The sequence below is a fragment of the Saprospiraceae bacterium genome (assembly GCA_016712145.1).
Taxonomy (GTDB): Bacteria; Bacteroidota; Bacteroidia; order Chitinophagales; family Saprospiraceae; genus Vicinibacter.
Genome location: JADJRO010000001.1, coordinates 1302914 through 1315669 on the forward strand (window position 1 = coordinate 1302914; position 12756 = coordinate 1315669).

Annotated in this window: 8 protein-coding genes, 1 tRNA gene and 1 pseudogene; 2 read left to right on the forward strand and 8 right to left on the reverse strand. The window is 33.8% G+C overall.

Annotation, left to right across the window (positions count from 1 at the left end; genetic code table 11):
- Positions 1-202: 202 nt before the first annotated feature.
- Positions 203-3970, reverse strand: coding sequence for a T9SS type A sorting domain-containing protein (locus IPK91_05650; protein MBK8296758.1), 3768 nt, complete (start codon positions 3968-3970; stop codon positions 203-205).
- A gap of 439 nt (positions 3971-4409) precedes the next feature.
- Between IPK91_05650 and IPK91_05655 the strand changes: the two genes are divergently transcribed.
- Positions 4410-7364 carry a CHAT domain-containing protein gene (locus IPK91_05655; GenBank protein ID MBK8296759.1) on the forward strand — a complete coding sequence of 985 codons (2955 nt, stop codon included), beginning with the start codon at positions 4410-4412 and terminating at the stop codon, positions 7362-7364.
- Here the strand turns inward: IPK91_05655 and IPK91_05660 are convergent.
- On the reverse strand, positions 7351-8232 hold the full coding sequence (locus IPK91_05660) for a hypothetical protein (GenBank protein MBK8296760.1): 882 nt from the start codon (positions 8230-8232) through the stop codon (positions 7351-7353). The genes IPK91_05655 and IPK91_05660 overlap by 14 nt on opposite strands.
- The gene (locus tag IPK91_05665; GenBank protein ID MBK8296761.1) at positions 8213-8845 is read right to left on the reverse strand and encodes a sigma-70 family RNA polymerase sigma factor; all 633 of its coding nucleotides are present in this window, start codon (positions 8843-8845) and stop codon (positions 8213-8215) included. Before IPK91_05665 ends, IPK91_05660 begins: the two co-directional genes overlap by 20 nt.
- Positions 8846-9454: 609 nt before the next feature.
- Here IPK91_05665 and IPK91_05670 point away from each other — a divergent pair.
- Positions 9455-10036 carry a PorT family protein gene (locus tag IPK91_05670; protein ID MBK8296762.1) on the forward strand — a complete coding sequence of 194 codons (582 nt, stop codon included), beginning with the start codon at positions 9455-9457 and terminating at the stop codon, positions 10034-10036.
- A gap of 419 nt (positions 10037-10455) precedes the next feature.
- On the opposite strand, the gene IPK91_05675 is transcribed toward IPK91_05670, so the two are convergent.
- From IPK91_05675 to IPK91_05695, 5 genes and pseudogenes are all read right to left on the reverse strand, one after another.
- Positions 10456-10590 (reverse strand): GIY-YIG nuclease family protein, encoded by a 135-nt coding sequence (locus tag IPK91_05675; GenBank protein MBK8296763.1) that lies wholly within the window; start codon positions 10588-10590, stop codon positions 10456-10458.
- Between the two features lie 206 nt (positions 10591-10796).
- Positions 10797-10869 (reverse strand) — tRNA-Met (locus tag IPK91_05680).
- Positions 10870-11138: 269 nt separating this feature from the next.
- Positions 11139-11750 (reverse strand): YceI family protein, encoded by a 612-nt coding sequence (locus IPK91_05685; protein ID MBK8296764.1) that lies wholly within the window; start codon positions 11748-11750, stop codon positions 11139-11141.
- 21 nt (positions 11751-11771) lie between these two features.
- A pseudogene (locus IPK91_05690) lies at positions 11772-12278 on the reverse strand (TIGR00645 family protein).
- A gap of 74 nt (positions 12279-12352) precedes the next feature.
- A complete protein-coding gene (locus IPK91_05695; GenBank protein ID MBK8296765.1) occupies positions 12353-12667 on the reverse strand; it encodes a DUF3817 domain-containing protein in 315 nt (104 codons plus the stop codon).
- Positions 12668-12756: the final 89 nt, after the last annotated feature.

Genomic DNA, 12756 nt, shown 5'->3' on the forward strand with positions numbered 1-12756 from the left:
ATTGAGTAAAGAATAAGACACTGATTCCGTTATTTTATTAAATCAGTCCATTTCAACTGCCAGTAACGTAAAATTAATATTCTAAAATCAGTCGTCGCATCATTTGATTGAGCTAGAATATCCATAAATCCAAATTAAAAAAAAATCGCTCTGATAAATAAATACCAGAGCGATTAATTATAAATTAAATAAACGAAAGAATTTAATGTTTTATAAACTTTTCACAAGCTACTATTTTGCCTTTTGAAATCAATTGAATCAGGTAAACACCATCATCCAAATGTTCAAGTTCAATACGTTCTGTGGAACTGTTTTCTGATAGCAATTGCGTGTGCAATACACGACCCGTCATATCTAGTATTCTTAACTTTGAATGCAGTGTATGAGAATCATTCAATTTAACAGTAAAAATACCGCTGTTAGGATTTGGATAAATTTGAAAGGATTCGGACTTTACAACATCTTTCGAAGATGTAAGAAAATTTATAAGGCAGAAAGAATCAATTTCACATTCTGTAAGTACTCTATTGTATAATCGAATGTCACCCATTTCACCATTATACCATAAAGGTGTAGTTGTAGCATGATATCCTATTGTAAAAGGTTCGTTAATAGAACTAGTAGAAATTGGATTGTTGGTTGTGCCCGATTGGCTGCTAACTAGTATACCGTCTACGTATATTGACCATGTATTATTACCAGCGATACCAACCAAGCAATGCCATTTTCCATCATTGATTTGAGGGCCGTTAGTATTAAATCCAGATGAATGATAAACTCCGGTTCCGTCACGTCCAGCAAATGCAGGAAAGCCAATAAAATTATTTTGTCTATCCCCAATCTGCAATGAATAACCATGATCATTTGCAACATTATATTGCCCAGCTACCCACATACCGTTTTGGTTTTCTGTGGTTTTTACAAATGCGCATAAAGAAACTTTATCTGTAATGCCTCTTGTGTTTGGACCACAATCAACAAATGTTGAAGTACCATTAAAATGGCCACCTAGCAACGCTGCATTTGTAGGAGCTAAATCACCACCAATCCCATTGATATTATTGGTACTCAAATCAGGTACCGATTGAGCACTTGCATTTATTAAATTGTCTAAAGGATAATGTGCAACCAAGTCTTTTGCATGGTCAATACTATCACAAGGAACCGTAACATCCTTAATACATATATTGTCTATTCTCCCAAATGGTGTTTCTGCAATTTGATTGCTTGTAGCCCGTATTATCAAGTGATCAAAAGTTTGATTTAATGGTGCGGTCCAAACTGGTAAACTAAAAGATGCCCACGAAGTACTAGAAATTGGAGGTGTAATGCCCATACTAACCCAGTTTGAATTAGTAATAGGATCAATACAACCAATGGCAGCAATAAACTCAAACTGTACATTATTAAATGTAGTTAAGTTGACAAATTTTGCAAAAAAATCAACAGAATAAGCGTGCCCATTTTGAAAAGCAAATGGCTGACAAATGGATTCACAGGCATCCAATTTACCCCATAGTTGGATACTTACTTCATCACACCAAAAATCACTAAAAGCTACTTGTGGAGATCCGCTTGCAACATTCCAATTATTAGAATTACCTGTAAATCCTAGATCACCTGGTATTGCTCCTTCGTAAAATCCCGGATTTAAAACCAAATTTCCTTCACAAGAACAATCCGGTTTGTAAAAATAAATTGTACAAGGACATCTATTTTGTCCACAATGGCCAATAATTGTAAGTGTATACAATCCTGGGTAATTAAATGTTGCATTGGAGATTGGTATGGTAAAATTGGGTGATGCTACAACTCCATTTTGTGAAATGGTATTAAACCCAGTTGGACCCGTCAATTGCCAATCTATGGTTGTTTGAGGACAATTTAGTCCTAAACATTGAAATGAACTTAAAAAACCTATAGGATAACTTTGATCGGGTACCGTTAATGTATCACCACAATTTTTAGGTAGTAATGGACCTCTGCCAATGCTATAAAAGAATTCAAAAGGACCACAAGCACATGAATCCATCTTTAAGCAAGCATTAAAACTAATATCATCAATTGCAAAATTGTTTCCTTCGTAAGAAGTTGAAGCCGTACGAAATTCTAAGTTATAAGGATTTGAAACTAGCGCAGGTGTAAAATAATTTCCACTGATAAATTCCCATTGATCCGGAGATTCAGGAAGTGTCCTTGTTGCAAGTAAAATAGCAGGTCCGGTCTGCGGCACTAAATAAACTTCCACTATTGGATCATCCCTGTCAAGGATGGGTTCATTTAAATTATTTACATAAGCGCAAAATGAATAATTGGTGTTTGGTGCAAGCGATACTGGATGGCGCCATGCTGCCAATCCAATGGTTTGACTGCCGTCAGCGACAAACATTTTCCCAGTAATGGAATTTGTTGTATGATCCACACAATTCCAATTAACACACATTCCTGAAACAGGAATGCTGGATTCAACATTATAAAGTCCCGGTGTACAAATTGGATTTAGTATACTGTAATCAGAATTAAATCCTGAAATGCCTGCAGAAAAATCTGGGTTAGAAATCATATTCGGGCCTTGTATTGAGCCTAATGGACAACAACCACAATTAATAGTGATGGTAAAACTGCATGAAGCAGTGTTGCCACAAGCATCCGTTGCAATGTAGGTCACAGTAGAAACCCCTTGATTAAATACCACACCACTGGCATCTTTTATTCCAAATGTTTGAGTGGCACCACTAATTTGATAGGATACCGTTGGAATACTGCAATTATCAGAAACGGCAACCCATTTAATACTATCCACTTTTAAAGTACAATCCGGTGGATAGGCTGAAAAAGTTTTATTTGGCGGACAAACAATAATTGGTGGCACTGTTTCTATAGTTTGTACATCTGCAATGCAAGAACTTTTATTTCCACAAAAATCTTCAACGATTAATGAAACTTGAGAAATTCCGCAACCCGAAACAATTGAAGGATTGACGGTCATGAATTTGATTCCGCAATTGTCTGAAGAGCCTCCATCAATTAAACTTGGAGTAACCAAAGCCTTACAACTATCGTCTAATACTAAACCAATATTTTGACAAATGGCTTTTGGTGGAATGAGATCATTTGCAATTACTTTTTTGCAAATTGTTTCTGTGCATGAACCTCTTGTAATCGTCAAACAAACATTATAAACTCCACAATCTGAAAACATGTGAAATGGATTTAATAAAGTAGATGTGTTACTTGAACCACTACCAGGATCATCAAAATTCCATAAATAAGTTATTGGGGAAGGTCCAACAGATGTGTTTGTAAAATTTACTGATAAACCACAAATTGGATTGACTTGAAAGTTGAACCCTGCAGAAATTGGAGACCCAAACTCAATGTCATCCAATCCAAAATCCCGAACAGCTCCTCCAGTTAATTGACGGATTGAAATTGACGTTCCACCCGGTACTGCGGCAATCCAATTGAAGGTATATTGAGTCCATCCTGGAACATTTTGTTGAACATTAAAAGTTGCTCCTGGAACAAGGATTCCGTTTACCGCAAGTCCAAGAGAAAATGGATCGCTATAAACACTGGCAACCCAAAAAGATAAACAATAGCTGGTACCTGCAACAATTTGTGTAGACTTAGTCCAAACATCTACCGGGCTGGATGGGTGACCATCTATAATTAAAAAATTACCACCTCCGGTATGATCTGACAAATTAGGCCAACCACTGCATTTTGATTGAAAATTAAGCCCAATGCAGTAAGATCCTGCAGTACACATGCAGTTTTGAGGTAAACCCGAGGTAAATTCGGAGTTTCCAGATTCAAAACTTCCATTTGTTAGGATATTGCAACAGGAGACTTGAGCTTCAAGTCTATTTTGGAAAATGAAAATAAATTGGATCAAAAACATCCATAAAAACAAGTTTAGAGAATAAAATACAGGTCTTCTGTTATTCCATGAGTAAAATAATTCCATAAAAGATAAATTTAAAAAGTGACGAAATTTTGTATATCAAACCATTCATCTCCATTTAAACCGGAATTGTAACCCAAATACTGATTTTTTTTTAAAAAACTTTGTCAGATAACCATGAACCAGATAGAACTCTAAGACAATAGTGAATTTACTCCATATTCAATGAAAACCCTATTGCATACTATTACAGCCAATTTTAACTTCCTTACTGTGAGGATTAAGCTTATGATGGTGAATACACACATACGTTGAAATCAGAGTCCATTACCCTTATATTATAAAAGCTTTTGAATAAATACCAATTAATTTTATGTTAAAAAAGACATTCACAAGCTATCCAATTAAACAATGAATGCCATCATGTTCAAACAATTGGTATATTTACAAATACAAAGTCATGGCATACAAAATAATTTAAGCTTAAAATAAAATTCTGTCAATGAAAAAATCTGGCATGCTTCTTTTCCTATGCCTTTGGATGTTCCCAAATGATAGCTTCTCCCAGAATAAAGTTCCAAACATCACAATAGATTCCGTAGAAGCAAGAAACCTGCTAAGTAAATCAAGCACTTTATTTGATTTAGATAGCTTTAAAGAATCTTCCAAACTAGCTGAAATTGCGTATAATTTCTATCAAAATAATGTTTCAAAATCATCCCCTGAACTTGCTGAAGCCGCCTATCAATTTGGAAGATCGATTTACAGACTTAAAAATTATACCAGAGCAAAAGATTTATTAATTGAGGCGAATTCAATCTGGGAAAGCTATACTCCTAAATATGAAATACAAATAGCAAAAGCATTTTATTATTTGGCCTATATCGAATTCCGGACAGGAAATATTAGTGAGGCTATTAAGCTTAGTACAAAGGCATTGTCAATCCAAAATTCTTATTTTGCAAATGCTACAGAAATTATAAAAACTTACTTGTTGGTCGCCCAATTGTACAATTTAAGCGGTAATTTCAAACAAGCAACCCTTTACTATGAGCAAGCTATTGAATTGACAAAGCCCGAATACGGAGTAGAAGAAAAATATTGTATTTCAGTATTAATGCAGCTGGCTTCCAATTATAAAAATCAAGCGAACCATTTATCAAGTATTTCTCTAAACGAACAAGCAATTTGGTATCTGGAAAGAAGCAGCAGCCCAAAAGACAATAAAACGACCCAATGCCTTCTGGAAATTGGTGGAGCATACCATTCCTTAAATAAAATCGAATTGGCTTTACTGTATTTCCAAAAAGCTTTGGATTTTTCCTTAAAACTGAACCCACTAGACTCCCAGAAGGTTTCACAATGTTATTCCAGAATTAGTGATGCGTATTATACTTTAAAAGATCCTAACAATGCTTTAGTTGCCAGTCAGAATGTGATAGAAATGCTGCAAGGTCTAGAAAAAGAGAAAATATACCGATATGCTTGTATAAACCTAGGTAAAGCTTATTTGCTAAATAATGAATTAATTTCAGCTCAAACTTGGTTTAATAAAGCTCTTGAAAACATTGGAAAACCCGCTGACAACAATGATTCATCTGATCTTGCCATGACTTTACTGTATATAGGCAGAGTAAAAACAGCCCAAGGAGACTATACTTCATCAGTAGCTGCATTAAATAACTCTAAAAATATAATCATTGCCCTTTATGGAAATGCGTATGATGGCCTTTATACGGTAGAAAAAGAATTAGGAAATCTTAATGCTTCCTATTTTAATAAAACAGGAGATTCATATTATTTGGCTAAATCATTATACCATTATGATTCTGCCACATATAAAATTCAAAATAAATTGATTAATAAAAAAGATCCAGCTGAAATAAGAAATCTGCTAATTGATGCAGTGAGTATTTTTGAAAAATGTATAAACGGCCATTTAAAATTAAATAATGGAAAAAAAAGTGATTCTACGACAATTCATCGCATATGGGAATTAAATGAATTTTTACATAGTTACTTGTTGTACTTTCAATTTAAAGATAATAATGCACTAATTAATTCAGGGATACCACCCGATTTGCTAACACAAGACTCCGTGTATAGATCAGAAATTACAAAGCTCGAGAAACACCGTAATTTTCTCTTAGAAAACAATAATTATTCACTTACTGATACCAATGTTTTAAAGCTAAACACAAGCATTTTTAAAACCAAAATACAAAGACAAGAATTAATCACAAATCTTGAAAATAAATATCCTCACTATTTAAGTAAAAAATTTGATCACAAAACTGTTACCATTCCACAAGTAAAAGAATTGATAAAACCCAATCAAACCATTTTGGAATATTTTTGTGGCGATTCAAGCTTATTCGTTTTTATTATCCAAAAATCAAATTCATATGTCAAGGAGATCAAAATTGATATTGCTTTAAAGACCTGGATAAAAAATCTCAACAACAGTATTTATGCATACCACACATCAAAAGTTCGAACTGATAGAATGTACAAGGAGCAATTAGATACTTATATTGAATCTGCAAGAAATCTCTACAATCTCCTATTAAAGCCTGTTGCCAATTATTTAACACCAGAATTAATCATCATTCCGGATGCAATCTTAGGAAATATCCCTTTTGATGCACTTTTAACTGCCCAACCAAGAGATCCTTCAAATTTTAAAACATTTCCATTTCTGGTCAATAGATACTCAATCCAATATTCTTTTTCTTCAGGCATGCTGGTTGAAATGTCCCGGGTCGACACAATTCATAAAAACACGGTGAATTTATTAGGATTCGCTCCATTTTTTAATAAAGAACAATTACGGCCAGATGATGTGCCCCAAAAGGAAATGGCACAGCGATACGAACTTACAAATTTGCCATATTCAGGGGAAGAAATAGTACGTGCCAAAACTAATTTTCCTAACAATTCGATGATTCTTACCGGTCAAGACGCCACCAGACAAAAATTTGAGGAACTTTCTAAAAACTACCATATCATTCACTTGGCAACCCATGGCAAGGCAAATTATAAAGATGGTGATTTTTCATTCATTGCGTTTTCATCACAGGAAAATCAAGATCAATATGATTTATTATCAGTTGCAGAATTGTATAATTTAAAATTAAATGCAGACCTGGTTATTCTATCTGCATGTGAAACAGCCAATGGAGAAATTCATCGTGGGGAAGGCGTTGTAAGCATTGCAAGTGCATTTGCTCATGCAGGTGTCAAAAGCATTGTCGCAACGCTTTGGAAAGTAAATGATAAATCGACCATGCAATTAGTTGATCAGTTTTACACGGAATTGAAGCTTGGCAAACAAAAGCACACTGCGCTTGCTCAGGCAAAACGAAACTATATGAAAAACAATCCAGGCCAAGCCTCGCATCCATTCTTCTGGGCTGGGTTCATTCCAATTGGAAATATGGGGGCTATTCTAAATTAATCTTAGTTTTCAAAGCAATGGCCTGACTCCGGTATTGATACTCTTTATCCTTAATCATTGAATTTATCAACTGCAACGTTGCTGGAATCTTATTTTGAGCCAACTTACAAAGCATAAAATTAAAATCAGCTTCTGCTTTATATTGATAGCTACTTTTTAGTAAATTAAAATCAAGTGCTGCTTTATCAAATGCACCCGTTTTGAAATTTGAAATAGCCCGTATAAAAAGCAACTCCCCATCATCCGGGTTAATCTTATAACGATCTAGATACTTAAGGACTTCTTTATAGTTTTGCTTATCAAAAGCTTGCTTAGCCATTACAAATGAGTTTTTAATATCAGAACTATCTAATTTTTCCAAGTCCCGTACATGTGTCAACATAGGAAACACAAGAAATAACGTGGCGATTTTCCTTCTTCCTATAATTTCAGTCGTTGTTGATTCATTTTGATTTTCATCTATTGCTGCTAGTTGTTCACTTGTGTCAATTGGGTTAATCTTAAGACTAAGGCTATCAAAAGATTGATTTATATCGTCACTTCCTTCATGAGTAAACTCTCCATTCTTAAAGCTATTATCACTCAATATAAAGAACCAGGTAATCATTGAAATGATCAGAAAAGATGCAGCTACACCGATAACCCACTTCAGGTTTGAATTACCTTGTTTTTGGGAATTGTTTGCAATTTCCGATTTAACTTTAGTTCGGATTCGGTAAGCATCTAATCTTTTAATAACCGTTCTGTGTTGATCAACTAAACGCAGCAACTCCGGACTATTTTTTAATTCAATTTCAAATTCTTGTAATTCTGAACCTGATAATTGTCCTAATAAATAACTCTCAATTTTATCCTCTTGATTGCTCATTTCTTAAAATATTTAAGGATTTATTCTGTGTCAACTCTACCAATTTTTTCATACATCTTGATCTATGGTTTTTCAATGCATCCACCGTTGTATATTGTGTCAAACCTGTAATAATAATTTCTGAATCTTGAAATTCATCAAAATATTTTAAACGTATCAATTTTTGACAATTGCTATCCAATTTAAACAATAATTTATTAATCAAATCTTCATTATCACTTCCAACCAAATCCATTTCAAAAAAGGGTTCGGCAGCTGATTCCAAGTCAATACTTTGGTTTTTAGTTTCTTTACGGTTATAATTTCTGACCTTATTTTTTGCTACTTCGATCACATAGGTAGCAGGATTGTTTTGTTGAAATGTGTAACTGTTTTCCCTGATTTTCATGATTAATAAAGTAATACAATCGCAAATTAACTCCTCAATATCCTCATCTGTAAGATTAAATTGCTTTCCCAATTTATAAATCGTCGCAGAACATTTTGAGTACAAAAAACGAATGGCCATTCCTTCCTCAATTTTTAAATCGCTATATAACAAAGCTGGATCCAAATATCTTTTATTTATATTACTGGATTCCCTATTAAAAAAAGTCTCTAGAATTCTACTCATACTTTTAAACTATAACTAATTAGACTTTTAAAATTGAGGGTTCCAATCGTTTTCATATGTGCATGTTGAATTCTAAGAAAATGTAACCGGTAACTTAAAATTTGTTACAAAATAGCTAAATATTTATAAGTTCAATAAATTAGGTGTTCAAGACTAAAATAGTTCAAAATGATCTTCATTTGGATAATACATACCAAAACTTAAGAAATAAACCAAATTACAATCTGATTATCAGTGATTTATGTAACTAAAACTCAAATTTGCATAAGTTATTAAACGTAATTAATTGCAAACTTACACCAAGAATAAATCGCCATCCTTAGAATTATGAATTTGTTTCTTTATATACTTGCATCAGTCTTGTTAGTTCTTTGGACCACAGTAAATCTCAAGTCAAGTATTGACGGCTATATATATATCCTGCTGATCGTAGTCCTCATGACACTGCTCATTCGCTTCGTTACTGGAAAAATAAACTACAAACTGAGCAAATTGTAATGTGTAGTATATCGGATTGCTGAATCTACAATTCATAATTCGAGATTTAGTTTCAAATATCAATTCCCAATTGACCAAAAAATAGAATCAATCATCAAGTAAAAAATTAATATGAATTTAAAATCTGTTTTAATCTCGATCTTCTTTTTAGTTACGCAGTTTGCAATTGCACAACATTTAAATCTAGGCTTTAAAGCTGGATTAAATATTTTCACCATTCAAAATGACCCTGGTTCAACTAACGATTCAAAACTGGGCCTGCATGCTGGTTTGATTGGCCATACCCACTTTACCAAGCACTTTGCGATGCAACCTGAACTCCAATTTTCAATGAAAGGAGCTCAAAACAGCATTTCAAATCAAGATACCAAGCTTAATTTGAGTTACATTACGTTACCCATCTTGTTTCAATATATGTTCAACAATGGGTTTCGGATTCAAGCTGGTCCGGAATTTGGACTGTTACTAAATGCCAAACAAAAAACCGGAAGTTCCAATGTTGATGTAAAAGATCAACTAAATTCATTTGATGTTGGCATCGCAGGCGGAATTAGTTATGTACACCCACCAACAGGATTTGGAATTGACCTAAGGTATGTAAAAGGATTGAGCAACATCAATTCTGAAGGTTCGGCTACTTCAAAAAATCAAGGAATTCAAGTAGGACTATTCTACTTACTTAAACACAATTAAGCAGAATTTTTAAGAAATTGACAAGGGCCGAAAGGCCCTTTTTTTTTGACAAGATGTATAAAATATGGCTTTCTTAAGCTAGTGGTAAATAAAGTAATAAGATCGGGTTACCATCCTTAACTGAGATGGAAACTTGTAGTTACGATGTCAATGCAGGCAGTATAAAGAATAGATACATCGAGGTTGGTAGCTGGATGAGTCTAAGCTTCCTTTTCCAAAATTTAGGTCAATTTCAAAACTAACCAGATTCTTTTACCCTGTTTTACCCATTTTGATGGGAACAACCCCTTAAACAGTAATCAATAATTAGTGGTCAGGAATTAGTCGGAGAGCAGAAATTAGTGGGCATGAATTAGTAAGCAGTTAAATTCATTTTTAAGCTTATGTAAATTTAGATTACTGATCTCAATACATTCATATCAACCTCTTGAATATTTTGTCCAATCTTTAACTCCTAATTGATTGTGTGATTGAAATCGTTGAATCAAATTATTAGTATAACCGATATAGATTTTATCGAATATAGCAGAATATAAAACGTAAACTGTATAGATTTCCTCCATAAAAAAGTCGGCTATTTAAACCGGCGTTTTCTTTTGTGGCGGAGGCAGGATACTGACGAATTCCAGATCAAACCCATTGTTCTTTTTTTGTCCCATTTCCGGAATTGTCAGCATGCCGACAAGCAAAGCTTCGTCTGCTCTCGATCAACTTTCCTTTAATAAAAAAAGCCGGCTTTTTAAACCGGCTTTTTCTTTTGTGGCGGAGGCAGGACTCGAACCTACGACCTTTGGGTTATGAGCCCAACGAGCTACCAACTGCTCCACTCCGCGATATGAGGGTGCAAAGATACGCTATTTCTGGTATATTGACGAACTAAAAGCAAAATTAAATACTAACTGCCTGTTAATGAATATCTTATAGTGTCCCCTGTTTAAAAATCCTAATTTTGGAATAATTGTAAATCAATTATTCAAATTTCATAATAGCCAGGTTCTTAATAACCTGATCATTCTACAGAAGTATATACTAAATTCCCATCCCCCTCACACATGCAAAATAATTTATATCATTTCAAAATCCCCGCCTCAATACCTTGCACTTATTTACCTGCAATCACATTAAAGTTTAATTTAAACTCATCATAAATCACCTTGTCACCAATATCCGGAAAGAATGTTTTAGAACGATATCTAATATCGTATTGGGTGCGGTCAATGGATACTGATCCTTGACATGAGAACTGACTTCCTTCTATTTTAATATTTGCTCCAAATGAAATTTCATTCGTTTTATCCCTGATGGTGAGCAGCCCCTTTACTGTATGGGTATAATTAATTCCGTCACCTGGCTTCACTGGGATTGCGGAGTTTAGAATAAATACTGCTTTCGGATATACTTGCGCGTCAAAAAAATTCGAGGACTTAAGAAAATTTTCAAGCTTTTCTCTATTTGCTCCAGGTTCCAAATCAAGACATCCTATTGAATTCATATCAAATTCAAACTTACCCGTTATGGTGCCGTGGTTATTACGGATTTCTCCATTAAGAAATTTAATCGTTCCATGGTGCTTGCCTGTGATTTTTTCTCCAATCCATTCCAACGAACTTAAATTGGTATCGACTTTATAAACATCTGTATGAAATTTATTTGATACTAGTGAAAGAACACCAAGGATCCCAATGAATTCTGCAAAACAAACCGGTAGCTTCATCTTTTAATAATTAATTTTAAATTAAGGATGCTTCGAATGCAATATTTTTTCTGTAATAGCCAGTGCCAAAGAAGATATCAGAAATACAATATGGATAATTACTTGCCATTTTACATCTTCCGGATCTTTGTTTTCAATGTTTATAAATATCTATAATAAATGAATTCCTGACACACCAACTAAGGAACCAGCTAATTTTACTTTCAAAGTTCCTGCATCTACCTTTTGCAGCCATTCCGGTTTGTCCGAATGTTGATCAATATCCAATCGACTTACAAATGTTGAATACCCACCAATAATGACCATTATAAGTAAATTTGCTACCATGGTAATATCTACCAATGTCAACACACCGAGCATTAATGCAGTTTCTGAAATTACGGTTATCGAGGTGCATAAATGAATTAATTCTACTATAAATTTATAGGCGTATAAAACACCTCCAATTATAAGTCCTGCATAAAGTGGAGCTTGCAACCAACGGCTGCTAAAAATGAGTCGTTCAAATATTGTTTCAAATTTGTTCATAATGATTTTTGTAAATACAAATATACTTTGCCTCAGTGCAATTTAATTAATTTTGGGGGCTACTTACCCAAGTTCTAAACTTCCTGTAATTCCTTGCTTAGAATTTTCTGATCTAAAATAAATGGCCCAAATGGGAGCAGTGATGCAATAAAGGCATATAAAATTCTTTTTAATTCCCATTTATTTATTAATGCTACATGGAGCCCGGCAATCATATAGGCTATAAATAAAATTCCATGAATCCATCCTATTATTAGTACCGCTTGTGGCAAATCAGCAATATATTTTAAAGGCATTGCAATAAATAATAAAACCAGGTATGAAATGCCTTCACAGATTGCAATCATTCTAAACCGGGCTATGCCAATTTTAAAATTTGAATTAAGCATTTAACTATTAATTTGTGAAAATAAGTTCATTTAACAACAATCAGGCAAGTACTGGACTTAAAATACTATTTTCTGAGTTTTAGGATCTT

Bases quoted from the DNA above. Each gene is read 5' to 3' on its own strand.
- IPK91_05650 (MBK8296758.1), bottom strand. From the start codon at position 3,970: ATGGAATTATTTTACTCATGGAATAACAGAAGACCTGTATTTTATTCT.
- IPK91_05655 (MBK8296759.1), top strand. From the start codon at position 4,410: ATGAAAAAATCTGGCATGCTTCTTTTCCTATGCCTTTGGATGTTCCCA.
- IPK91_05685 (MBK8296764.1), bottom strand. From the start codon at position 11,750: ATGAAGCTACCGGTTTGTTTTGCAGAATTCATTGGGATCCTTGGTGTT.
- IPK91_05670 (MBK8296762.1), top strand. From the start codon at position 9,455: ATGAATTTAAAATCTGTTTTAATCTCGATCTTCTTTTTAGTTACGCAG.
- IPK91_05660 (MBK8296760.1), bottom strand. From the start codon at position 8,232: ATGAGCAATCAAGAGGATAAAATTGAGAGTTATTTATTAGGACAATTA.
- IPK91_05695 (MBK8296765.1), bottom strand. From the start codon at position 12,667: ATGCTTAATTCAAATTTTAAAATTGGCATAGCCCGGTTTAGAATGATT.
- IPK91_05665 (MBK8296761.1), bottom strand. From the start codon at position 8,845: ATGAGTAGAATTCTAGAGACTTTTTTTAATAGGGAATCCAGTAATATA.